Source organism: Escherichia sp. MOD1-EC6475 (genome assembly GCF_003046645.1).
GTDB lineage: Bacteria > Pseudomonadota > Gammaproteobacteria > Enterobacterales > Enterobacteriaceae > Escherichia > Escherichia ruysiae.
On record NZ_PZKQ01000009.1, the window covers coordinates 35,462 to 60,264 of the forward strand.

The following is a 24,803-nucleotide window of genomic DNA, read 5'->3' on the forward strand; positions in this document are numbered from 1 at the left end:
AGGTATAAAAAACAAAAACACCAATGTCTTAATGGTAGCTTTTCTTGATTTTAATCAGCATTCGCCCCCCATTTATTCGGCATATTTTCTCTTTAGTCTTAGGAATTTGTTATTATTTATCTTGAAGTCTGGAACAGGAAAAATTATGCTGACATTCATTGAGCTCCTTATTGGAGTTATGGTTATTGTGGGTGTAGCTCGCTACATCATTAAAGGGTATTCCGCCACCGGGGTATTATTTGCTGGTGGTCTGTTATTGCTGATTATCAGTGCCATTATGGGGCACAAAGTTTTACCTGCCAGCCAGACTTCAACGGGCTACAGTGCCACGGATATCGTTGAATACATTAAAATATTGCTGATGAGTCGCGGTGGCGATCTTGGCATGATGATTATGATGCTGTGTGGTTTTGCCGCTTATATGACCCATATCGGCGCAAATGATATGGTCGTCAAGCTGGCGTCAAAACCACTGCAGTACATAAATTCCCCTTACCTGCTGATGATTGCCGCCTATTTTGTCGCCTGCCTGATGTCACTGGCAGTTTCCTCCGCAACGGGCCTGGGCGTTTTACTGATGGCAACGTTGTTCCCGGTCATGGTGAACGTGGGTATTAGTCGCGGCGCGGCAGCTGCCATTTGCGCCTCACCGGCGGCGATTATTCTCGCACCAACTTCGGGGGATGTGGTGCTGGCGGCGCAGGCTTCCGAAATGCCGTTAATTGACTTCGCCTTCAAAACGACGCTGCCTATCTCAATTGCCGCAATTATCGGCATGGCGATTGCCCATTTTTTCTGGCAGCGTTATCTGGATAAAAAAGAGCACATCTCTCATGAAATGTTAGATGTCAGCGAAATCACTACCACCGCTCCCGCGTTTTACGCCATTCTGCCGTTCACACCGATCATTGGCGTGCTATTTTTTGACGGCAAATGGGGTCCGCAATTACATATCATCACCATTCTGGTGATATGTATGCTGATTGCCTCCGTTCTGGAATTTATTCGCAGCTTTAATACTCAAAAAGTCTTTTCTGGCCTCGAAGTGGCTTATCGCGGCATGGCTGATGCCTTCGCTAACGTGGTAATGCTATTAGTTGCGGCAGGGGTTTTTGCTCAGGGTCTTAGCACCATTGGCTTTATCCAAAGCCTGATCTCAATCGCTACCTCGTTTGGTTCAGCGAGCATTATCCTCATGCTGGTGCTGGTTATCCTGACGATGCTGGCGGCGGTGACTACGGGTTCCGGCAATGCGCCATTCTATGCATTCGTTGAGATGATCCCGAAACTGGCGCACTCTTCTGGTATTAACCCGGCATACCTGACTATTCCAATGCTACAGGCGTCAAACCTGGGTCGCACGATTTCGCCTGTCTCTGGCGTGGTGGTTGCGGTTGCCGGGATGGCAAAAATTTCGCCTTTTGAAGTGGTTAAACGCACCTCGGTACCGGTGCTTGTTGGGCTGGTGATTGTCATCGTGGCTACAGAGTTGATTGTACCCGGTACAGCCGCCGCAGTTACAGGTAAGTAATTCTCCTTGCCGGAGGCGTGCTTCCTCCGGCACTCTCTTCAGCCACTGTGGTAAATGCGCTGCGGCCTGCCAACTTTGCCGTGAACAATTTCAGCAATAATAAGATGGCGGCTGGCGCAATATTCAAGATAACGTCTGGCGGTAGTGCGACTGATGGTCAATGCCTGCGCTACCGTCTCCGCCGTATGTTGCACACCTGGCTCTTTGAAAAGTTTCCGCACTGCGTTAAGTGTCAACGCATCAATACCAGTCGGAAGATCGTCCTTCGGTTCGCCACGCGCATAAGCGTTAAACATCTCATCAATTTGCTTCTGACTGGCACTATCAATGCTTTCCAGCATATGTTTACGCTGGCGAAAACGGGTCAACGTCTGTCCCAGACGCTCATAAGCAATTGGTTTTATCAGATAATCAAACACACCACAGCGTACTGCTTCAGACACCGTTTCCATATCGCTGGCAGCAGTAGTAAACACCACGTCACCAGGATAATGCGCCTGCACCAGTTCATGCAGTAAATTAATCCCTCTACCGTCAGGGAGATAGTTATCCAGCAAGATAAGCCCCGGCTTAAAACGCTCGATCATCATTCGGGCCTGCGCCAGGTTTCCCGCCAGCAATATCTGACTGAATCCGGGAATGTGACGAATATATTCCGCATGCATCTCTGCCAGCGGCGTTTCGTCCTCAACGATCAATAGAGTTAATGGAGCTGTCATTAGGTTTCACTTTCGGAATATAGATTGAAAATAAAGTACCGCAGGGGTCATTCTCTTCAAGAGTGATAACTCCACCGCAGCGCGTTACATAGCTGGCAATAAGATACAACCCAATGCCATGCTCACCGGGTTCATCAGCACGCGTACTGACGCCCTGCTCAAATATTTTGTCGCGCAGAGCCTCTGGGACGCCGCAACCCTGATCGGCGACTTCAATCACCACATCATCGCCTTCATCACTCAAATATAATTCGACGATCTTATTCCCTTCATCGCTGCGCAAACTGGCTTCGAAGGCGTTATCGAGTAAGTTGCCCACAATCGCCGCAAACTCAGTGCTGTCCAGCCCTGGCGGCAGTTGAGAAAGCTGGCTACCGGGGACGATTGTCATTTTTAGCCCCAGTTCGCGGGCGCGCTGTACTTTACCAAACAACAGCCCCGCCACCTGGCGATCGGCAAAGGCTTCGCGCAGGCTGTCAATAAGCTGTTGCTGAGCCTGAGACTCCCCCTGAACCATCGCCAGCACGCGATCATACTCTTTCATCTGCAACAGACCATTGAGCGTAGACATCCAATTGAGATGTTCATGACGCAATGTGCGCAGGCTTTCAACGTATTGTTTAATTTGCGTCAGTTGTGCGTTAAGGGTGGAAATTTCGTCTTTACTACGAAAGCTGATAATTGCCCCCAGCAAATCATCACCAGAACGAATAGCCTCCCGATTAGCAATGACGCTCAGGCCGTTAAAATTTGTCACCACATCCTGGCGTTTTTCATCAATCTGCTCGGTGAAGAAATCGGCGGGTCTGACCACTTCTGCAATGGGTCTGCCCAGCCACTGCCGCCCCGGGGAACTCAGCCCCAGCATTTTTCTTGCGTTACGGTTGATGGCGGTTATGTCACCGTGCGGGTCTACTGCAATCAGCCCTTCATAAACCGAACTAAACAGCGCCTCCTGCTGACGAACAACGCGCGCAATTTGCTTCGGTTCCATCCCCATCATCTGGCGGCGGATATGTGCGGCTAAGAACCACGACAACAGCATCAGAATACCCAGCAGCACGACAAATACGCCGGCCATTGGTAATAAAAATTCGGCGCGCCAGCTATCGATTTTACTGACAAGGTAACCCACCGACACCACGCCGATGACTTTGCCATCATCATCAAAGATTGGTGTTTTGGCTCGCATCGCCATACCAATTGACCCTTTCCCGGTGATGAAGTAGCTCTCCCCTTTCTCCAGCGCGCCGGGTTTGGTGAACTGCATGGGATAACCAATTTTCTCGGGATTAGGATGGTAAAGACGGATCGAGTTGCGGTCACCTATCACCACGTAGTCGAAATCAGTATCTCTTTGCAATTTATTGGCGATGGTCGCCAGCCGTTTGTAATTACGCGTTTTAACTGCCGTGATGATGCTGTCATTGGAGGCAATAATTTTCGCCTGATTCATTGCCATATCGCGCACATGAAGCGTTAAATAGTCCTCGAAACTGGCCGTAAAATATTGCGCCAGTGCTGCGATGACAAATATTGAGAACACCAGAATCAGCAGGAAGATACGCAACGGAAATGCCAGTCGTTCGAAAAAAGCAAACTGTTTATTCTCATTAAACTGCAACATTGTTTTCCTTGCGGGGTAAACCCTGTTCTTTGGTGAATGTAATTAAAATGTTGAATCTCGATATATAAAAATCAAATATAATCGTGGCAAAATTCATTCATTAAATCAATTAAATAACTTAAAACCACGCACTAATCCGCAATTACATTAATTAAAAAACTTAAAACCATTAAATAAATAAAAAACCACTAACTCTATGTGAAATAAATCAAAATTTCACGCCGCAATACTCCTTAGGATGTATGGCAAAAGGAGAAACAGATATACCTCGCTCGCTGCCCTTTCTCCCAACTGAAAATAAAAGGTTATCAGTTTGCAACACTGAATAACATTCATTGCAAATTGATAACAACACATACCTTCAGGATATGACTTATTATGTTCGGCAATGATATTTTCACCCGGGTAAAACGTTCAGAAAATAAAAAAATGGCAGAAATTGCCCAATTCCTGCATGACAATGATTTGAGCGTTGACACAACAGTCGAAGTATTTATTACCGTAACTCGCAATGAAAAGCTTATCGCTTGCGGTGGAATCGCCGGAAATATTATTAAGTGCGTCGCTATCAGCGAATCTGTTCGCGGTGAAGGACTGGCGCTGACATTAGCCACCGAACTGATAAACCTCGCCTATGAACGACACAGCACGCATCTGTTTATTTATACCAAAACCGAATACGAGGCGCTGTTCCGCCAGTGCGGTTTTTACACGCTGACCAGCGTACCTGGCGTGATGGTGTTGATGGAAAACAGTGCCACACGTCTGAAACGCTATGCCGAGTCACTAAAAAAATTTCGTCATGAAGGGAACAAAATTGGCTGCATTGTGATGAACGCCAATCCCTTTACTAACGGTCACCGTTATCTGATTCAACAGGCAGCGGCACAGTGTGACTGGCTGCATCTGTTTTTAGTCAAAGAAGATTCTTCGCGCTTTCCCTATGAAGACCGGCTGGATCTGGTGTTGAAAGGCACCGCCGATATTCCGCGCCTGACCGTGCATCGCGGCTCCGAATACATCATCTCCCGCGCCACGTTCCCCTGCTACTTCATTAAAGAACAGAGCGTCATTAACCATTGTTACACCGAAATTGATCTGAAGATTTTCCGTCAGTACCTCGCTCCCGCACTGGGCGTTACCCATCGCTTTGTTGGTACTGAACCTTATTGCCGCGTGACCGCCCAGTACAACCAGGATATGCGCTACTGGCTGGAAACACCGACTATCTCCGCACCGCCCATTGAACTGGTTGAAATTGAGCGGTTGCGTTACCAGGAGATGCCGATATCCGCTTCCCGGGTACGCAAACTGCTGGTGAAAAACGATCTCACGGCTATCGCGCCGCTGGTTCCGGCAGCCACGCTGCATTACTTGCAGAATCTGCTTGAACACTCCCGCCAGGACGCGGCAGCTCGTCAAAAGACCCCCGCATGAGAAACAGGTGAAAAATGAAAATAAACCAGCCCGCCGTTGCAGGCACCCTTGAGTCTGGGGATGTGATGATACGCATCGCCCCGCTCGATACGCAGGATATCGACCTGCAAATCAACAGCAGCGTTGAGAAACAGTTTGGCGATGCGATTCGCACCACCATTCTGGACGTTCTCGCCCGCTATAACGTGCGCGGCGTACAGCTGAATGTCGATGACAAAGGCGCACTGGACTGCATTTTACGTGCACGACTGGAAGCCCTGCTGGCGCGCGCCAGCGGTATCCCGGCTCTGCCATGGGAGGATTGCCAATGATTTCCGCTTCGCTGCAACAACGTAAAACCCGCACCCGCCGCAGCATGTTGTTTGTGCCTGGCGCTAATGCCGCGATGGTCAGCAACTCTTTCATCTACCCGGCAGATGCCCTGATGTTTGACCTCGAAGACTCCGTGGCGCTGCGTGAAAAAGACACCGCTCGCCGCATGGTTTACCACGCACTGCAACATCCTCTGTATCGCGACATTGAAACCATTGTGCGTGTAAACGCACTGGATTCCGAATGGGGCGTTAACGACCTGGAAGCCGTCGTTCGTGGTGGCGCAGACGTTGTGCGTCTGCCGAAAACTGACACCGCTCAGGATGTGCTGGATATCGAAAAAGAGATCCTGCGTATTGAAAAAGCCTGTGGACGTGAACCTGGCAGCACCGGTTTGCTGGCAGCGATTGAATCTCCGCTGGGTATTACCCGTGCGGTAGAAATCGCTCACGCATCTGAACGTTTAATCGGTATCGCGCTGGGTGCGGAAGACTACGTGCGCAACCTGCGTACAGAACGCTCACCGGAAGGTACGGAACTGCTGTTCGCTCGCTGCTCCATTTTGCAGGCCGCGCGCTCTGCCGGTATCCAGGCGTTCGATACGGTCTATTCCGACGCTAACAATGAAGCCGGATTCCTGCAAGAAGCTGCACATATCAAACAGCTGGGCTTTGATGGCAAATCGCTGATCAACCCGCGTCAGATTGATCTGCTGCACAACCTCTACGCACCAACCCAGAAAGAAGTGGATCACGCACGCCGCGTCGTAGAAGCCGCTGAAGCTGCCGCTCGCGAAGGCCTCGGCGTGGTTTCCCTGAACGGCAAGATGGTTGACGGTCCGGTTATCGATCGTGCCCGTCTGGTGCTCTCCCGCGCAGAACTTTCCGGCATCCGCGAAGAATAAGGCAATCAAAATGACGCAGAAAATTGAACAATCTCAACGACAAGAACGGGTAGCGACCTGGAATCGTCGCGCTGAATGCGATCTTGCCGCTTTCCAGAACTCGCCAAAGCAAACCTACCAGGCTGAAAAAGCGCGCGATCGCAAACTGTGCGCCAACCTGGAAGACGCTATTCGTCGTTCTGGTTTAAAGGACGGCATGACCGTCTCCTTCCACCACGCTTTCCGTGGCGGTGACCTGACCGTCAATATGGTGATGGACGTCATCGCGAAGATGGGCTTTAAAAACCTGACACTGGCGTCCAGCTCTTTGAGCGACTGCCATGCGCCGCTGGTAGAACATATTCGTCAGGGCGTAGTAACCCGCATTTATACCTCTGGTCTGCGCGGCCCACTGGCGGAAGAAATTTCCCGTGGTCTGCTGGCTGAACCGGTACAAATCCACTCTCACGGCGGTCGTGTACATCTGGTACAGAGCGGTGAACTGAATATCGACGTGGCTTTCCTCGGCGTCCCGTCCTGCGACGAATTTGGTAATGCCAACGGCTACACCGGTAAAGCCTGCTGCGGTTCTCTCGGCTATGCGATGGTCGATGCCGACAACGCAAAACAAGTCGTGATGCTCACCGAAGAACTGCTGCCTTATCCGCATAACCCGGCCAGTATTGAACAGGATCAGGTCGATCTGATCGTCAAAGTCGATCGCGTTGGTGATGCCGCAAAAATCGGCGCAGGCGCGACCCGTATGACCACTAACCCGCGCGAACTGCTGATTGCCCGCAGCGCAGCGGATGTGATTGTCAACTCCGGCTACTTCAAAGAAGGTTTTTCCATGCAGACCGGCACCGGCGGCGCTTCGCTGGCAGTCACCCGTTTCCTGGAAGACAAAATGCGTAGCCGCGATATTCGCGCCGACTTCGCCCTCGGCGGTATTACCGCAACGATGGTTGATCTGCATGAAAAAGGGCTGATCCGCAAACTGCTGGATGTGCAGAGCTTTGACAGCCACGCTGCGCAATCGCTGGCTCGTAACCCGAATCACATCGAAATCAGCGCCAACCAGTACGCCAACTGGGGTTCGAAAGGCGCATCGGTTGATCGTCTCGACGTGGTGGTACTGAGCGCGCTGGAAATTGATACCCAGTTCAACGTCAACGTGCTGACCGGCTCTGACGGCGTACTGCGTGGCGCTTCCGGCGGTCACTGCGATACTGCGATTGCATCCGCCCTTTCCATCATCGTCGCACCGCTGGTGCGCGGTCGTATTCCGACCCTGGTGGATAACGTGCTGACCTGCATCACCCCTGGCTCCAGCGTCGATATCCTGGTTACCGACCACGGTATCGCCGTTAACCCGGCACGCCCGGAACTGGCAGAGCGTCTGCAGGAAGCGGGCATTAAAGTGGTCTCCATTGAGTGGCTGCGCGAACGCGCGCGTCTGCTGACCGGTGAACCACAGCCGATTGAATTCACCGACCGCGTCGTTGCCGTCGTGCGTTACCGCGATGGCTCGGTGATTGATGTTGTACATCAGGTGAAGGAATAAGCCATGCACCTGCTCCCTGAACTCGCCAGCCACCATGCGGTTTCGATTCCCGAGTTGCTCATAAGCCGGGATGAAAGGCAAGCACGGCAACACGCCTGGCTCAAGCGACATCCTGTTCCACTGGTCTCCTTTACCGTGGTTGCGCCTGGGCCGGTTAAAGACAGCGAGGTCACACGCCGGATTTTTAATCATGGCGTGACTGCCCTGCGTGCTTTAGCCGCAAAACAGGGCTGGCAAATTCAGGAGCAGGCTGTACTGGTTTCCGCCAGCGGGCCGGAGGGCATGTTGAGCATTGCCGCACCGGCTCGCGACCTCAAGCTCGCAACCATTGAGCTTGAGCATAGTCATGCTCTCGGGCGTTTGTGGGATATCGATGTCCTGACGCCCGAAGGCGAAATTCTCTCCCGCCGCGATTATTCGCTGCCGCCTCGCCGCTGCCTGTTGTGCGAGCAAAGTGCAGCCGTTTGTGCGCGTGGAAAAACGCATCAACTGACCGATTTACTCAACCGTATGGAGGCGCTGCTAAACGATGTCGATGCCTGCAACGTCAACTAAAACCACAAAGCTTGCGACGTCATTAATCAATGACTATGCCCTTCTGGGCTGGCGCGCCATGCTGACTGAAGTCAATCTGTCACCGAAACCCGGTCTCGTGGATCGCATTAACTGCGGTGCGCACAAAGATATGTCGCTGGAAGATTTCCACCGTAGCGCGCTGGCGATTCAGGGCTGGTTACCACGTTTCATTGAATTTGGTGCCTGTAGTGCAGAAATGGCACCAGAATCGGTACTCAGCGGATTACGCCCAATTGGTATGGCCTGCGAAGGCGATATGTTCCGCGCTACCGCAGGTGTAAACACCCATAAAGGCAGTATTTTTTCTTTAGGGCTGATGTGTGCGGCAATTGGTCGTTTGCTTCAGCTCAACCAGCCGGTAACGCCCAAAACCGTTTGTGCGACGGCGGCCAGCTTCTGCCGTGGTCTGACCGATCGCGAACTGCGCACCAATAATCCACAACTAACGGCAGGCCAACGGTTATATCAGCAACTTGGTCTTACCGGTGCGCGCGGTGAAGCCGAAGCGGGCTACCCGCTGGTTATCAACCGCGCCCTCCCGCATTACCTCACTCTGCTGGATCAGGGGCTGGATCCTGAACTGGCATTGCTCGATACCTTGCTCCTACTGATGGCGATTAACGGCGATACCAACGTCGCATCGCGCGGTGGCGAAGGGGGCCTGCGCTGGCTACAGCGCGAGGCGCAAACATTATTGCAAAAAGGGGGCATCCGAACCCCCGCCGATCTCGATTATCTCCGGCAGTTCGACAGGGAGTGTATCGAACGAAATCTCAGTCCAGGCGGCAGCGCCGACCTGCTGATTCTTACCTGGTTTTTAGCACAGATTTAAAAATTTAAGCACTTGATAAATTTGGAAATATTAATTTTCGGAGAACCCGTATGTCTTTAGCAAAAGATAAGATATGGAAATTATTGGCCCCACTGGTGGTGATGGGCGTCATGTTTCTTATCCCTGTACCCGACGGTATGCCGCCGCAGGCATGGCATTACTTCGCCGTGTTTGTGGCAATGATTGTCGGCATGATCCTCGAGCCAATTCCGGCAACAGCGATCAGTTTTATTGCAGTGACTATTTGCGTTATTGGCAGTAATTACCTGCTCTTTGACGCCAAAGAATTAGCTGACCCCGCTTTTAATGCCCAAAAACAGGCGCTGAAATGGGGACTGGCTGGTTTTTCCAGTACCACTGTCTGGCTGGTATTTGGCGCATTTATCTTTGCATTAGGGTATGAAGTTTCCGGATTAGGCCGTCGTATTGCCCTTTTCCTGGTAAAATTCATGGGTAAACGCACGCTGACGTTGGGTTATGCAATTGTCATTATCGACATTCTGCTGGCTCCGTTTACACCGTCTAACACCGCACGTACCGGGGGTACGGTTTTCCCGGTCATTAAAAACCTGCCGCCGCTGTTTAAATCATTCCCGAACGATCCGTCTGCACGTCGCATTGGCGGTTATTTAATGTGGATGATGGTCATCAGTACCAGTCTGAGTTCCTCCATGTTTGTCACCGGTGCAGCACCAAACGTGCTGGGTCTGGAGTTCGTCAGCAAAATTGCCGGTATCCAGATTAGCTGGTTGCAGTGGTTCCTCTGCTTCCTGCCAGTTGGGGTTATCTTACTTATCATTGCGCCGTGGCTTTCCTACGTGCTGTACAAACCGGAAATCACACACAGTGAAGAAGTGGCAACCTGGGCGGGTGATGAACTAAAAACCATGGGTGCGCTGACACGCAGAGAGTGGACGCTGATTGGTCTTGTTCTGCTCAGCTTAGGTTTGTGGGTATTTGGTAGTGAAGTCATTAACGCCACTGCAGTTGGCCTGCTGGCGGTTTCGCTGATGCTGGCGCTGCACGTTGTGCCGTGGAAAGACATTACCCGCTATAACAGCGCATGGAACACGCTGGTCAACCTGGCAACACTGGTTGTTATGGCTAATGGCCTGACCCGTTCTGGCTTTATCGACTGGTTCGCCAGCACCATGAGTACTCACCTGGAAGGCTTCTCACCAAACGCCACAGTGATTGTACTGGTTCTGGTCTTCTACTTTGCACACTACCTGTTTGCCAGCCTCTCTGCGCATACCGCAACCATGCTGCCGGTCATTCTGGCCGTCGGTAAAGGTATTCCGGGCGTACCGATGGAACAACTGTGTATCCTGCTGGTTCTGTCTATCGGTATCATGGGCTGCCTGACGCCATATGCAACCGGTCCAGGGGTTATTATTTACGGCTGCGGCTATGTGAAATCAAAAGATTACTGGCGTCTTGGCGCTATCTTCGGGGTGATTTATATTGCCATGCTGCTTCTGGTAGGCTGGCCGATTCTCGCCATGTGGAACTAATACGTTCGTCAAACGCTGAATAAATCATCACGCCCGCCAGGTAACCCCACCTGGCGGGCTTTTTTATGATTTAATAGATAGTATTCAGTGTATGTATGAGTCCCACACCCATTATGAAAGCATTCTGGCGTAACGCCGCTTTACTGGCGGCTTCTCTGCTCCCCTTATCTTCTGTCAACGCCGCTGCGTTGCAGGCAAAACAGTATGGCGATTTTGACCGCTATGTCCTGGCTCTCTCCTGGCAAACAGGATTTTGCCAGAGCCAGCACGATCGAAATCGTAACGAACGGGATGAATGTCGCCTGCAAACCGAAACGACCAACAAAGCCGATTTTCTGACCGTTCATGGTCTGTGGCCGGGGTTGCCAAAATCAGTTGCAGCGCGTGGCGTTGATGAACGCCGCTGGATGCGCTTCGGCTGCGCCACTCGTCCAATCCCGAACTTGCCGGAAGCTCGCGCCAGCCGGATGTGTTCCTCACCGGAAACCGGGTTATCGCTGGAAACCGCAGCTAAACTGAGTGAAGTTATGCCGGGGGCTGGCGGACGCTCTTGTCTGGAACGTTACGAATACGCGAAACATGGTGCCTGTTTTGGTTTTGACCCGGATGCTTATTTCGGCACGATGGTGCGTCTGAATCAAGAAATTAAAGAGAGCGCAGCCGGAAAATTCCTCGCGGATAACTACGGAAAAACCGTGAGCCGCAGTGACTTTGACGCCGCCTTTGCCAAAAGTTGGGGGAAAGAGAACGTCAAAGCAGTCAAGTTAACGTGCCAGGGTAACCCGGCGTATTTGACTGAAATCCAGATTTCGATAAAAGCTGACGCCATCAACGCACCGCTCTCAGCAAACTCATTCTTACCACAACCACACCCTGGCAACTGTGGCAAAGCCTTTGTGATTGATAAAGCGGGTTATTAATAATCAAATCTGTAAAACGTCGTAGCGCGTTTTACATAAAACATGATGATTAATATATATACATAATGCGCTGCATTGAGGAATTACCTGAATGTGACGTATATCACTTCAAAGAGTGAGCAACAGTCAGTATCATCATATGAGTTAAACCCTCGCCGCCTGACGGTGAGGGTTTTCTTTTGGGTATGTTTATCTGCGACACTCGCAGTACCGACGACATGGAGTAAAAATGTCCAGACCAACTATCATCATTAACGACCTGGATGCCGAACGCATCGATATTCTGCTGGAGCAACCCGCCTATGCCGGTTTGCCAATCGCCGACGCGTTAAACGCAGAGTTGGATCGCGCCCAAATGTGTTCGCCAGAAGAGATGCCACACGACGTGGTGACGATGAACAGCCGGGTTAAATTCCGCAATCTTAGCGATGGCGAAGTGCGTGTGCGCACGCTGGTGTATCCGGCCAAAATGACCGACAGCAATACTCAGCTTTCCGTGATGGCTCCGGTGGGTGCCGCACTGCTGGGACTTCGCGTTGGCGATACCATTCACTGGGAACTTCCGGGCGGCACCGCAACCCACCTTGAAGTGCTGGAACTCGAATACCAGCCTGAAGCCGCTGGCGACTACCTGCTTTAATCCCATCTGTACAAGCGTTTACTCGCTTTGCCCAGAGGATGCATCCGCATCCTCTTTCTGTTCAAATATCAACCAGACTTATCATTTTGCTCTTCCCCGCTACGTTCTAATCTGAACAGGTTATCAACCTGCGGACTCCATTATGAGTGAAGCTCTTGGTATTACAGTGTTTTATATTTTCATCGCGGCAATACTCGTTGTCGCGGTGCTATACCTTGAGCAACACTGGTAGTGTTTATGTGAATATATTTTACCAATCAATACTTAATAGATATAAAATCAACGTCGCAAATCACAGAACTGCAATCAATAATGTGATGTTATGTATTCATGCAACAGCAAGGAGAGAATGCTTATGTACAAAACAATCATTATGCCGGTAGACGTATTTGAAATGGAATTAAGCGACAAAGCCGTTCGTCATGCTGAATTTCTCGCCCAGGATGATGGTGTAATTCATTTACTCCATGTATTACCTGGCGCCGCAAGCCTTAGTCTGCACCGTTTTGCTGCCGATGTGCGTCGTTTCGAAGAGCATTTGCAACATGAGGCGGAAGAACGCCTACAGACAATGGTTGGTCATTTCAATATTGATCCCTCCCGTATCAAACCACATGTCCGCTTTGGTAGCGTGCGGGATGAGGTGAACGAGTTAGCCAAAGAACTGAATGCAGATGTAGTGGTTATCGGTTCGCGTAATCCATCAATTTCAACCCATCTGTTAGGTTCTAACGCTTCCAGCGTGATCCGCCATGCTAATCTGCCTGTATTAGTCGTTCGTTAACAGATTAACGTATTTATGATGCCCTGCCCGGAGCAATCCCGGCAGGTTTTTTTATAACGAAAAAAAGCCGCCAGGTTTGACCCCAGCGGCTAACAATTGCAGGTGAATCTTACTTCTTCTTATGCAGTTTTGGTGCGAATCAGGTAGTCAAAGGCACTCAGAGAGGCTTTAGCACCTTCGCCAGTGGCAATGATGATCTGCTTGTACGGAACAGTCGTACAGTCACCGGCAGCAAACACACCTTTAATGTTGGTTTCGCATTTCGCATCGATGATTACCTCACCCATGCGGTTACGTTCAACTGCGCCTTCCAGCCAGTTAGTGTTCGGCAGCAGACCGATCTGGACGAAAATACCGGCCAGTTCGATGTTGTGAATATCGCCGCTCACACGGTCACGGTATTCCAGACCAACAACTTTGCTGCCGTCACCTTTTACTTCAGTGGTTTGCGCGTTCAGAATAATATCGACGTTTTTCAGGCTGCGCAGTTTGTCCTGCAATACCTGGTCTGCCTTCATTTCTGGAGCAAACTCAAGCAGGGTTACGTGTTCAACAATACCTGCCAGATCGATTGCCGCTTCGACACCGGAGTTACCGCCGCCGATGACCGCTACGCGTTTGCCTTTAAACAGCGGGCCGTCGCAGTGCGGACAATAAGTCACGCCTTTGGTGCGATACTGATCTTCGCCCGGAACGTTCATGTTGCGCCATTTTGCACCGGTCGCCACGATAATGCTGCGTGCTTTCAGTACCGCGCCGGAAGCTGTTTCAATCTGATGCAGGCCGCCTTCAACTGCTGCCGGGATTAGTTTGCTCGCGCTCTGGCTGTCGATCACATCAACGTCGTATTCATCAACGTGAACTTTCAGTGCACCTGCCAGCTTCTGCCCTTCGGTCTTCGGTACAGAAATGTAGTTTTCGATATCAACGGTATCGAGGATCTGACCGCCAAAACGTTCGCCCATCAGACCGGTACGAATGCCTTTACGTGCGGAATAAATGGCCGCCGCTGCACCCGCCGGGCCGGAACCGACGATTAATACGTCATAAGCATCACGCTTGTTCAGCTCTTCTGCCGCACGTTTTTCCGCACCAGTATCGATTTTGGCGACGATTTCGGAAATAGTCATGCGGCCCTGACCAAACTCTTTACCATTCACGAACACAGCCGGAACGCCCATCACGTTGCGATCGGTGATTTCGTTCTGGAACGTACCGCCATCAATCGCCGTGTGCTTAATGCGCGGGTTCAGTACGCTCATCAGGTTCAGCGCCTGCACCACGTCCGGGCAGTTATGGCAGGAGAGCGAATAATAAGTTTCAAATTCAAAATCACCGTCGATATGGCGAATCTGCTCCAGCAGAGATTGTGCTTCTTTCGACGGATGACCACCGGTCCACAGCAGCGCCAGTACCAGCGAGGTAAACTCGTGACCCAGCGGGGAACCTGCAAAACGCGGCCCCTGGTTGGAACCTGGATTGGTGATCAGGAATGACGGTTTACGCACCGGCAAGCTGTTATCTTCTTTAAAGGTGACTTTGTCTGACAGTTCTGCGATCTCAGCCAACAGTTCCTTGATTTCTGCCGATTTTGCGCTGTCATCCAGCGTGGCAATTAACTCAACAGGCTTTGTCAATTTCTCAAGGTAAGCCTTGAGTTGAGTTTTCATATTTGTGTCGAGCATGTTTATCTCCTGGGCTTTAAACATCATCATGCAAGCGGCCTCATCGGCTACCTGGATGCAGCTTGCATCATGGTGCGGGGAAGAAAATCGGGTGCCGCAGCACCCGATTAATTACGCGATTGCGGAACTTAGATTTTACCAACCAGATCCAGAGACGGAGCCAGAGTTGCTTCACCTTCTTTCCATTTAGCTGGGCAAACTTCACCTGGGTGAGAAGCCACGTACTGTGCTGCTTTGATTTTACGCAGCAGGTCAGACGCGTCACGGCCAATGCCTTCAGCGGTAACTTCGATAGCCTGGATGATACCCTGCGGGTCAACAACGAAGGTAGCACGGTCAGCCAGACCTTCATCTTCACGCATGTTGTCGAAGTTACGGGTCAGGGCGCCAGTCGGGTCGCCGATCATCGCATATTTGATTTTAGCGATGGTTTCAGAGCTGCTGTGCCATGCTTTGTGGGTGAAGTGAGTATCGGTAGATACTGCGTATACGTCTACGCCCAGTTTCTGCAGTTCTTCGTAGTGGTCAGCAACGTCGCCCAGTTCGGTCGGGCATACGAAAGTAAAGTCAGCCGGGTAGAAGAAGAAGACGCTCCAGCGGCCTTCGGTATCTTTTTCGGTGATTTCAACGAATTCGCCGTTTTTGAATGCCTGGTTTTTAAAAGGTTTAATTTTGGTGTTAATCAAGGACATCTATACTTCCTCCGTGTTTTCGATGTGATGTAAGGTAACCAATTTTTGCCGATTCGGCTAATGCGTTTCCATTATCAAATCGATAAGTTTTACCTTACAACCTTCGTAAGACAACTTTGTGAACTTTGCACCGCCAGCGGCGATAAAAAGTAAAAAGGGTCCCCTTTCCAGGTGACCGCATAACCTGAACTACCCTTTGGTATCTTCAGCGCCTGTTCAACAGGCTGCGGTGTTGCAATGATGATCGCAACGACGAGAGGGATTACAACACCCTCATAAACAAAGGGCAATCATCTGACATAAGGTCTTAACTATGACAGTGATAGGTTAAGCCTTTTATTGTGTATTTGCACTGAACGAAAAGGACAAAGCAATGTTAAAAAAGATAATTTTGTTTACCCTACTCCCTGGATTTGCTTACGCCGAAGAGCTTCCTGCGCCCGTTAAAGCGATTGAAAAACAGGGGATTACGATTATCAAATCGTTCGATGCACCTGGCGGCATGAAAGGTTATCTGGGGAAATATCAGGACATGGGAGTCACTATCTACCTTACGCCCGACGGCAAACATGCCATATCTGGCTATATGTACAACGAAAAGGGAGAGAACCTCAGTAACGCCCTTATTGAAAAAGAGATTTACGCACCTGCCGGACGCGAAATGTGGCAACGCATGGAACAATCAAGCTGGTTACTTGACGGTAAAAAAGATGCACCAGTCGTGGTTTATGTTTTTGCCGATCCTTTCTGCCCGTATTGCAAACAATTCTGGCAACAAGCGCGCCCATGGGTTGATGCCGGTAAAGTACAAATCCGTACCCTACTGGTTGGCGTGATAAAACCCGAAAGCCCAGCCACTGCGGCGGCAATCCTTGCGTCTAAGGATCCGGCAAAAACGTGGCAAGAGTATGAAGCATCAGGCGGCAAGTTAAAGCTGAACCTCTCCGGGAGCGTGGGCCCGGAACAGATGAAGATTCTAAGTGCCAATGAGGCGTTGATGGACGAACTGGGTGCAAATGTCACACCTGCGATTTATTACATGAGTCCAGAGAACACATTGCAGCAGGCTGTCGGATTACCGGATCAAAAGACCTTAAATATTATTATGGGAAATAAATAACATTCATTGTATGGATAGCTGAAATAGTTCACTCCTTTTCAGTTATCCATAAAATCGCAAGTATTGTTCACCCCGCTCATATCAACTATGGTATTTTAGAAAAACTTAATCGTAAATTAAGTAAAACAACATAATATATATAAATACATAAAGCCATATCATTGACTTGATGAATATTATGAGAACAAGCATATGAATGGAGCGCATCATGGCTAATCTTTACGACTTAAAAAAATTCGATTTGAACTTGCTTGTCATTTTTGAATGCATATACCAACATCTTAGCATTAGCAAGGCCGCAGAATCGTTATATATAACCCCTTCTGCGGTGAGTCAGTCTTTACAACGTCTACGTGCACAATTTAATGACCCCTTATTTATTCGCTCCGGGAAAGGTATTGCACCAACAACGACAGGGTTAAATTTGCATCATCACCTTGAGAAAAATCTCAAGAACCTTGAGCAAACAATCAACATTGTCAATAAAGCAGAACTGAAGAAAAAATTTATTATTTATGGCCCGCAACTCATCTCTTCAACCAACAGTAGCCTCTTGATCGGATGTCTGCGACAAGATACAGCCGTAGAAATTGAACATCATGACATCATGATGTCAGCAGAAAGCGCCGAAGATTTATTGACTTATCGCAAAGCAGATCTGGTCATCACATTAATGCCGGTCATCAGTCGCTCGGTAAGCTGTATGCCTTTTCAGTCGATACGAAACACGCTTATCTGTAGCGCATCCCATCCGAGAATAACGGAACACAGTAGCCGCGAAGAAATTCTTGATGAAGAGTTCACTTCTCTGACATCGAAAGCACCTGGCCTTGAAGATTTTCAGATGGAAATAGAAGCGATTCTTACAAACCGAAAAATAGCATTCCGTAGCTCTTCACTGTTTACTATTGTCAATACTATTGCGGTTACCGATTTACTGGGCATTGTGCCCTTCGAATTATATCGTAGCTATCAAAAAAACCTTCAATTAAAACAAATAAAGATAGAACAGAATCTACCGTCTAATACACTTTATATTTCCTATAATAAATCATCATTAAACAACCTGAGTTTCTCTCGTTTTATTGATCGTTTGAATGACAACTTATGTTAAACATCTGCCGGCATGGATAATATTCGCCATAAAAATTCAGCATGTGAATATAAAATAAGATACCTCATTTTAATTTATTAATATTATAATCAGGAAACTATCGCACTTTTCTCACGGTCACGTTAAGAGAGCGTCTTCAGATGTCCATTTATAAAATCCCGCTACCTCTCAATATCCTGGAAGCAGCACAAGACCGTATCACCTGGACACTTAATACTCTGCCTCGCGTATGCGTCTCTTTTTCTGGTGGTAAAGATTCTGGCTTAATGCTCCATTTGACCGCAGATCTGGCCAGAAAAATGGGAAAAAAAATACACGTCCTGTTTATCGACTGGGAAGCTCAGTTTTCTTGTACGATTGACTATGTTCAATCGCTACGTGAGCAGTATGCCGATGTTATCGAAGAGTTTTATTGGGTAGCACTACCGCTAACAACGCAAAATTCATTATCCCAATATCAACCCGAATGGCAGTGCTGGCAGCCTGATATTGAATGGGTTCGTCAGCCGCCAGAAGATGCGATAACCGATCCAGCATTTTTCTCGTTTTATCAATCAGGCATGACCTTTGAACATTTTGTGCGTGAATTTGCCGAATGGTTTTCACAACATCGTCCAGCCGCAATGTTAGTCGGTATCCGTGCCGACGAGTCTTATAATCGTTTCGTCGCCATTGCCAGCTTAAATAAACAACGTTTTGCTGACGATAAACCGTGGACCACCGCCGCACCAGGTGGTCATTGTTGGTATATTTATCCCATTTACGACTGGAAGGTGGCCGATATCTGGACCTGGTATGCTAAACACCAGACTCTATCTAACCCTTTGTATAACCTGATGTACCAGGCTGGCGTCCCTCTGCGTCATATGCGAATCTGCGAACCTTTTGGTCCAGAGCAACGGCAAGGTTTGTGGCTATATCATGTTCTTGAACCTGACCGATGGGCCGCAATGTGCGCCAGGGTCAGTGGCGTAAAAAGCGGTGGAATTTACGCTGGTCATGACAATCAATTTTATGGTCATAGGAAGATCCTTAAGCCCGACCATTTAGACTGGCAAGAATATGCCTTATTACTGCTTAATAGTATGCCGGAAAAAACGGCTGAACATTATCGCAATAAGATTGCTGTTTATTTGCACTGGTATCAAAAAAAAGGCATCGAGATCCCTCAGACACAGCATGGAGATATTGGCTCAAAAGATGTTCCTTCCTGGCGACGTATCTGCAAAGTATTGCTCAACAATGATTATTGGTGTCGGGCATTATCATTCAGCCCCACAAAAGCCAAAAATTATCAACGTTATAACGAACGGATTAAAGGAAAACGTCAGGAATGGGGAATACTATGCAACAGCGATTAACGCAGGATTTAACTCAATTTCTCGCCAGTCTGGCGGAAGAAGATCGCATTAAAGCGATCAATGAGATCAGAACGGCGATCCATCAAGTAAGTCCATTTCGCGACGAACCGGTAGATTGTGTTTTGTGGGTTAAGAACACCCAACTCACTCCCAATGATTACAATCCGAATAACGTCGCGCCGCCAGAGAAACGATTACTGCAAAAATCAATTGAGGTCGATGGTTTTACCCAGCCAATTGTGGTGACCAACACACGAGCCAGCACACTTGAAATTGTTGATGGTTTTCACCGTCATGAAATTGGTAAAGGCTCTAACACGTTAAAATTGCGATTAAAAGGGTATTTACCGGTCACCTGCCTGGAAGGAACACGTAACGAACGTATCGCTGCAACTATTCGCCACAACCGGGCGCGCGGTCGCCACCAGGTCACGGCAATGTCAGAAATTGTTCGTGAACTCAGCCAGTTAGGTTGGGACGACAATAAAATCGGCAAAGAGTTGGGAATGGACAGCGACGAAGTGTTGCGTCTGAAGCAAATTAACGGCCTGCAAGAACTGTTTGCCGACCGTCAATATTCCCGCGCCTGGACTGTCAAATAACTAAAGCTGGCGCAGGCGTTCAGCCGCCGCCAGCAGCGTCGATTCCTTCTTGGCAAAACAGAGACGAATCAGTTTATGCGGGAAGGGATCGGCGCAAAACACCGACAGCGGAATCGCCGCCACGCCATGCTCCCGCGTCAGCCACTGGCAAAACTCAACATCATCCAGCGTAGACACGGCGCTGTAATCCACCAGCAAAAAGTATGTGCCTTCACACGGTAAAATCTCCAGCCGGCTCTCGCTTAACGCGTTCACCAGAATATCGCGCTTCTGGCGATAAAAGTCCGGTAATGCAAGATAATGTTCAGGATTTTCCCGCAGCATATCGGCAAGCGCCAGTTGTGCGGGGGTGTTGACCGAAAAGGTCAGATACTGATGCACCTTACGTATCTCGGCGCTGATGGGCGCTGGCGCAACGCAATACCCCACTTTCCAGCCGGTCATGTGATAGGTCTTGCCAAACGATGACACCGCCACCGCCCGCTCACGCAATTGCGGATGCGTCAGCACGCTGGCATGACCCGGCTGTGAAAAGTTGATGTGCTCGTAAACTTCATCACTAATGACAAAAATCTCACGATCGGCAATTGCCTGCCACAAAGCGGCAAAATCAGCCTGCTGCCAGACGGTGGCGCTGGGATTATGCGGCGTGTTGAGGATCACCAGCCGGGTGCGCTCGCCCAATAGCGCAGCAAATTCTTGCCAGTCAACGCGAAAATGCGGCGGCTGTAGCGCAATGCGTTTCACGATCCCACCTGATAGCGTAATGGCTGGCGCATAACTGTCATAACTGGGGTCGAAACAGATAACTTCATCGCCACTACGTACCAGCGCGGTAATCGCCGCGTATAACGCCTCCGTCGCCCCTGCTGTTACGGTGATATCGCTATCGGCATCTGGTTGATAGCCATACAGCCGTTCTGTTTTCTCAGCTATCGCCTCGCGCAGTGCCTGTACGCCGGTCATTGGCGCGTATTGATTTGCGCCCTGGGCAACGTGATACGCCAGTCGCTCCTGTAGATAGTGCGGACCATCAAAATCAGGAAAGCCTTGCGACAGGTTAATCGCCTGGTGTTGCTGCGCCAGCGCGCTCATCTGGGTGAAAATGGTAGTGCCAAGTTGTGGAAGTTTGCTTTGTGGAATCAGAGGGTTATTTGTCATTTTTATTGTGCCTGACGAAGTTGCGTGTTGAAGGCACTATAACACGATGCTAGTATTTGGCAATCAAGACGTTTAGATGTCTAAATAAAACAATAAGGACAACACAACATGCCTCACAATCCTATCCGCGTCGTCGTCGGCCCGGCTAACTACTTTTCACATCCCGGAAGTCTCAATCATCTGCATGATTTTTTCACGACTGAACAGCTTTCTCGCGCTGTGTGGATTTATGGTGAACGTGCCATTGCTGCGGCGCAAACCAAACTTCCACTAGCGTTTGAACTGCCAGGAGAAAAGCATATTTTGTTTCGCGGTCATTGCAGCGAAAGCGATGTGCAACAACTGGCGGCTGAGTCCGGTGACGATCGCAGCGTAGTAATTGGCGTCGGCGGCGGCGCACTGCTCGACACCGCGAAAGCCCTCGCCCGCCGTCTCGGTCTGCCGTTTGTTGCCGTTCCGACGATCGCCGCTACCTGCGCCGCCTGGACACCGCTCTCCGTCTGGTATAACGATGCCGGACAGGCGCTACATTATGAAATTTTCGACGACGCCAATTTTATGGTTTTGGTGGAACCGGAGATTATCCTCAATGCGCCGCAACAATATCTGCTGGCGGGGATCGGCGACACGCTGGCGAAATGGTATGAAGCGGTGGTACTAGCTCCGCAGCCAGAAACCTTGCCGCTAACCGTGCGTCTGGGAATCAATAACGCGCAGGCCATCCGCGATGTTTTATTAAACAGTAGCGAACAGGCGCTTGCCGATCAGCAAAATCAGCAGTTAACGCAATCATTTTGCGATGTGGTGGATGCGATTATCGCCGGAGGTGGAATGGTCGGTGGTCTGGGCGATCGTTTTACGCGTGTGGCGGCGGCTCATGCCGTGCATAACGGTCTGACTGTCCTGCCGCAAACCGAGAAGTTTCTCCACGGCACCAAAGTCGCCTACGGAATTCTGGTGCAAAGCGCCTTGCTGGGTCAGGATGATGTGCTGGCGCAATTAACAGGGGCGTATCAACGTTTTCATCTGCCGACTACGCTGGCGGAGCTGGAAGTGGATATCAATAATCAAGCGGAGATCGACAAAGTGATTGCCCATACTTTGCGCCCGGTGGAGTCTATTCATTATCTGCCAGTTACGCTGACACCAGATACGTTGCGGGCAGCGTTAGAAAAAGTGGAATCGTTTAAAGCCTGACGTACAAATTTAGCAGCAGCGCGCGCCGCCTTTTCCACCGTAGCGCGCGTCCTGCCGCTCGCGGAAAAACTCTTCGTAGGTCATCGGCGTTTGATCGGGATGGTTAACCCGCATATGTTCGACATAGTTGTCGTAATCAGGCATACCAATCATCAGCTTCGCCGCCTGACCTAAATATTTTCCGGCTTTTGCCAGTGAATCAAACATCAATACCTCCGGTAAACAGGTTGCTGAGAGAGTGCATTAATAGCTATCAACGCGCTCGGTCAGTCCCCTCGCCCCACCGGGGAGAGGGTTAGGGTGAGGGGGAACCATCGGCACTATACCAACATTCCCCCTCACTCTGACTTTAGTGCGCGCCTTTTGCCTGCGCCACGATCTCCTCGACATTTTCTGGCATCGGCTCATACGGCGTTTCTTTCGCCGTTGGCTTCGGCTCTTTCAATGCCGCCAGCGCCGTTTTAATCGAGAACAGCGCCAGAACCACCACAACCACCATAAAGAAGATGGTCAACCCGGCATCCAGACGGTTGTTGAACACCAGTTGCGCCAGTTGTGACTCGGTATACTGCGACGGAATGTTGCCGCTGTCGATCATGGCCTGGAACTTGTTAGCAATGGCCAGGAAGCCGACTTTCGCATCCGGGCTAAACGCTTTCTGCCAGCCTGCGGTCAGGGTACAAATCAGCAGCCAGGCCGTTGGCACCAGCGCCACCCAGGCGTAACGTTGGCGTTTCATTTTGAACAACACCACGGCACAGAGCATCAGCGCCATCCCTGCCAGCATCTGGTTGGCAATGCCAAACAGCGGCCACAGGGTATTAATACCGCCCAGCGGATCGACCACGCCCTGATGCAGGAAGTAGCCCCACGCCAGCACACACAGCGCCGTTGCCAGCAGGTTCGCAGGCAGAGAATCCGTCCGTTTCAGACCCGGAGACACCACGCCCAGCAAATCCTGCAACATAAAGCGCGCAGCACGCGTACCCGCATCTACCGCCGTCAAAATAAACAGTGCTTCAAACAAAATGGCGAAGTGATACCAGAACGCCACATCCATCATGCCGCCCAGCGCGCCGTGCAGAATGTAGGCCATCCCCACCGCCAGCGTCGGCGCACCGCCCGCACGGGAAATGATCGACTGTTCACCGACTTCGCTGGCAATCTGATTTAACGTATCCGGGGTTATCGCAAAGCCCCAACTACTCACCACCTGCGCGGCAGAAGCCACCACATCCGTCGTACCCGCCGGAGCCAGCACCGCCATCGGGCTGTTCATGGCAAAATACACGCCCGGATCGATGATACAGGCAGAAACCAGCGCCATAATCGCCACGAAGGATTCCATTAACATCCCACCGTAGCCGATAAAACACGCCTGCCCTTCGTTTGCCAGCATCTTCGGCGTGGTGCCGGAAGAGATCAGCGCATGGAAGCCAGACACCGCACCACAGGCGATGGTGATAAACAGGAACGGAAACAGGTTACCGGTCCATACCGGGCCAGTGCCATCGACAAATTTGGTCAGCGCAGGCATGGTCAGCGTCGGGCGCATGATCAAAATGCCTACCGCCAGACCGACGATAGTCCCGATTTTCAGGAAGGTAGAAAGGTAGTCACGCGGAGCCAGCAGCAGCCATACGGGCAGCACCGCCGCCACAAAACCGTAACCCACCAGCATCCAGGTCAGCTGCACGCCGGTAAAGTCAAAGTACGGTGCCCAGGTCGGGCTTTCTGCCACCCAGCCGCCAGAGATAATGGCGAAAATCAGGAACACCAGGCCAATCACCGACACTTCCCCAATGCGACCAGGACGCAGGTAGCGCAGGTAGATCCCCATGAACAGCGCCAGCGGAATAGTAAACGCAACGGTATACGTTCCCCACGGGCTATGAGTCAGGGCTTTCACCACAATCATCGCCAGCACTGCAAGGATGATGACCATGATCATAAAGCAGGCTACCAGCGCAATCACCCCGGCGGTTGGCCCCATCTCTTCTTTGACCAGTTCGCCCAGCGAGCGACCGTCACGGCGCGTGGAAACAAACAGCACCATGAAATCCTGCACTGCACCGGCGAGAACCACTCCGGCAAGCAGCCAGATCATCCCCGGCAGGTAGCCCATTTGCGCTGCCAGCACCGGCCCCACCAGCGGGCCTGCGCCGGCAATGGCCGCAAAATGGTGACCGAACAGCACTTTCTTGTCCGTCGGCACATAGTCCAGCCCGTCGTTATGGCGCACCGCTGGCGTCATACGCGTCGGGTCAACCGCCAGCACATTTTTGGCGATATACAGACCATAAAAACGATAAGCGATCAGATAGATACAGACCGACGCCACCACAATCCACAGCGCGTTGATCTGTTCCCCACGATTTAAAGCAATGTATCCCAGAGCAAATGCTCCCATTACAGAGAGCACTGTCCAGACGAGGTATTTCCCTGATTTGTTCATAATTGTTATCCGTGTGCGTGTCCATAGAGATGTTACATTTTGTTTCTATAACATCTTTGTGAAATTTAACAACGCGA

24 protein-coding genes are annotated in these 24,803 nt (G+C 50.4%); 17 read left to right on the top strand and 7 right to left on the bottom strand.

Going from position 1 to position 24,803, the window contains the following annotated elements; all coding sequences use genetic code 11:
* Positions 1–145: 145 nt before the first annotated feature.
* Positions 146–1,531, top strand: a complete 1,386-nt coding sequence (gene dcuC / locus A7589_RS01915) for an anaerobic C4-dicarboxylate transporter DcuC (protein WP_000955045.1) — start codon at positions 146–148, stop codon at positions 1,529–1,531.
* Between the two features lie 38 nt (positions 1,532–1,569).
* On the opposite strand, the gene dpiA is transcribed toward dcuC, so the two are convergent.
* Entirely contained in the window at positions 1,570–2,250 is a 681-nt protein-coding gene (gene dpiA, locus A7589_RS01920; RefSeq protein WP_000126492.1) for a two-component response regulator DpiA, read from the bottom strand.
* Positions 2,219–3,877, bottom strand: coding sequence for a sensor histidine kinase DpiB (gene dpiB / locus A7589_RS01925; RefSeq protein WP_000938913.1), 1,659 nt, complete (start codon positions 3,875–3,877; stop codon positions 2,219–2,221). Before dpiB ends, dpiA begins: the two co-directional genes overlap by 32 nt.
* A gap of 378 nt (positions 3,878–4,255) precedes the next feature.
* On the opposite strand from dpiB, the gene citC reads away from it, so the two are divergent.
* From citC to uspG, 11 genes are all read left to right on the top strand, one after another.
* Positions 4,256–5,314, top strand: a complete 1,059-nt coding sequence (gene citC / locus A7589_RS01930; protein ID WP_000467678.1) for a [citrate (pro-3S)-lyase] ligase — start codon at positions 4,256–4,258, stop codon at positions 5,312–5,314.
* A gap of 14 nt (positions 5,315–5,328) precedes the next feature.
* Complete coding sequence (citD, locus tag A7589_RS01935) at positions 5,329–5,625, top strand: citrate lyase acyl carrier protein (RefSeq protein ID WP_000700703.1); 297 nt, start codon at positions 5,329–5,331, stop codon at positions 5,623–5,625.
* The gene (citE, locus tag A7589_RS01940) at positions 5,622–6,530 is read left to right on the top strand and encodes a citrate (pro-3S)-lyase subunit beta (RefSeq protein ID WP_000622357.1); all 909 of its coding nucleotides are present in this window, start codon (positions 5,622–5,624) and stop codon (positions 6,528–6,530) included. The genes citD and citE overlap by 4 nt, the downstream gene beginning before the upstream one ends.
* A gap of 10 nt (positions 6,531–6,540) precedes the next feature.
* Complete coding sequence (gene citF / locus A7589_RS01945; RefSeq protein WP_000192252.1) at positions 6,541–8,073, top strand: citrate lyase subunit alpha; 1,533 nt, start codon at positions 6,541–6,543, stop codon at positions 8,071–8,073.
* A gap of 3 nt (positions 8,074–8,076) precedes the next feature.
* Positions 8,077–8,628 carry a citrate lyase holo-[acyl-carrier protein] synthase gene (gene citX, locus A7589_RS01950; RefSeq protein ID WP_000550396.1) on the top strand — a complete coding sequence of 184 codons (552 nt, stop codon included), beginning with the start codon at positions 8,077–8,079 and terminating at the stop codon, positions 8,626–8,628.
* Positions 8,603–9,481: a triphosphoribosyl-dephospho-CoA synthase CitG gene (citG, locus tag A7589_RS01955; RefSeq protein ID WP_000062486.1), complete on the top strand. Its 879-nt coding sequence runs from the start codon at positions 8,603–8,605 to the stop codon at positions 9,479–9,481. The genes citX and citG overlap by 26 nt, the downstream gene beginning before the upstream one ends.
* 50 nt (positions 9,482–9,531) lie before the next feature.
* Positions 9,532–10,995: a citrate/succinate antiporter CitT gene (citT, locus tag A7589_RS01960; RefSeq protein WP_000050310.1), complete on the top strand. Its 1,464-nt coding sequence runs from the start codon at positions 9,532–9,534 to the stop codon at positions 10,993–10,995.
* A 113-nt stretch (positions 10,996–11,108) separates the two neighbouring features.
* Positions 11,109–11,915: a ribonuclease I gene (rna, locus tag A7589_RS01965; RefSeq protein ID WP_010355769.1), complete on the top strand. Its 807-nt coding sequence runs from the start codon at positions 11,109–11,111 to the stop codon at positions 11,913–11,915.
* 229 nt (positions 11,916–12,144) lie between these two features.
* Complete coding sequence (gene rnk / locus A7589_RS01970; protein WP_016159108.1) at positions 12,145–12,555, top strand: nucleoside diphosphate kinase regulator; 411 nt, start codon at positions 12,145–12,147, stop codon at positions 12,553–12,555.
* 142 nt (positions 12,556–12,697) lie between these two features.
* Positions 12,698–12,787, top strand: coding sequence for a small membrane protein YldA (yldA, locus tag A7589_RS23555; protein ID WP_016159109.1), 90 nt, complete (start codon positions 12,698–12,700; stop codon positions 12,785–12,787).
* A gap of 123 nt (positions 12,788–12,910) precedes the next feature.
* A complete protein-coding gene (gene uspG / locus A7589_RS01975; protein WP_010352343.1) occupies positions 12,911–13,339 on the top strand; it encodes a universal stress protein UspG in 429 nt (142 codons plus the stop codon).
* A 119-nt stretch (positions 13,340–13,458) separates the two neighbouring features.
* Here uspG and ahpF read toward each other — a convergent pair whose 3' ends face one another.
* Positions 13,459–15,024, bottom strand: a complete 1,566-nt coding sequence (gene ahpF, locus A7589_RS01980) for an alkyl hydroperoxide reductase subunit F (protein WP_105282573.1) — start codon at positions 15,022–15,024, stop codon at positions 13,459–13,461.
* Positions 15,025–15,152: 128 nt separating this feature from the next.
* Complete coding sequence (gene ahpC, locus A7589_RS01990; protein ID WP_000052804.1) at positions 15,153–15,716, bottom strand: alkyl hydroperoxide reductase subunit C; 564 nt, start codon at positions 15,714–15,716, stop codon at positions 15,153–15,155.
* Positions 15,717–16,089: 373 nt separating this feature from the next.
* On the opposite strand from ahpC, the gene dsbG reads away from it, so the two are divergent.
* The 4 genes from dsbG (at position 16,090) to A7589_RS02010 (ending at position 19,913) form a co-directional block, all read left to right on the top strand.
* The gene (gene dsbG / locus A7589_RS01995; protein ID WP_000913741.1) at positions 16,090–16,836 is read left to right on the top strand and encodes a thiol:disulfide interchange protein DsbG; all 747 of its coding nucleotides are present in this window, start codon (positions 16,090–16,092) and stop codon (positions 16,834–16,836) included.
* Positions 16,837–17,044: 208 nt separating this feature from the next.
* Positions 17,045–17,950 carry a DNA-binding transcriptional repressor CitR gene (gene citR, locus A7589_RS02000; RefSeq protein WP_000002458.1) on the top strand — a complete coding sequence of 302 codons (906 nt, stop codon included), beginning with the start codon at positions 17,045–17,047 and terminating at the stop codon, positions 17,948–17,950.
* A 140-nt stretch (positions 17,951–18,090) separates the two neighbouring features.
* Complete coding sequence (locus A7589_RS02005; protein WP_000029785.1) at positions 18,091–19,311, top strand: phosphoadenosine phosphosulfate reductase; 1,221 nt, start codon at positions 18,091–18,093, stop codon at positions 19,309–19,311.
* Positions 19,284–19,913 (top strand): IbrB-like domain-containing protein, encoded by a 630-nt coding sequence (locus tag A7589_RS02010; RefSeq protein ID WP_000528560.1) that lies wholly within the window; start codon positions 19,284–19,286, stop codon positions 19,911–19,913. Before A7589_RS02005 ends, A7589_RS02010 begins: the two co-directional genes overlap by 28 nt.
* Here the strand turns inward: A7589_RS02010 and ybdL are convergent, their stop codons facing one another.
* Positions 19,914–21,074: a methionine-oxo-acid transaminase gene (gene ybdL, locus A7589_RS02015; protein ID WP_000183904.1), complete on the bottom strand. Its 1,161-nt coding sequence runs from the start codon at positions 21,072–21,074 to the stop codon at positions 19,914–19,916. It abuts the gene before it with no gap.
* A gap of 108 nt (positions 21,075–21,182) precedes the next feature.
* Between ybdL and hcxA the strand changes: the two genes are divergently transcribed.
* The gene (gene hcxA, locus A7589_RS02020) at positions 21,183–22,271 is read left to right on the top strand and encodes a hydroxycarboxylate dehydrogenase HcxA (protein ID WP_001120481.1); all 1,089 of its coding nucleotides are present in this window, start codon (positions 21,183–21,185) and stop codon (positions 22,269–22,271) included.
* A gap of 9 nt (positions 22,272–22,280) precedes the next feature.
* Here the strand turns inward: hcxA and A7589_RS02025 are convergent, their stop codons facing one another.
* Together A7589_RS02025 and cstA are read right to left on the bottom strand one after the other, a co-directional pair.
* Positions 22,281–22,478, bottom strand: coding sequence for a YbdD/YjiX family protein (locus tag A7589_RS02025; RefSeq protein WP_000460431.1), 198 nt, complete (start codon positions 22,476–22,478; stop codon positions 22,281–22,283).
* Positions 22,479–22,620: 142 nt separating this feature from the next.
* Positions 22,621–24,726, bottom strand: coding sequence for a pyruvate/proton symporter CstA (gene cstA, locus A7589_RS02030; protein ID WP_001043161.1), 2,106 nt, complete (start codon positions 24,724–24,726; stop codon positions 22,621–22,623).
* Positions 24,727–24,803 lie beyond the last annotated feature (77 nt).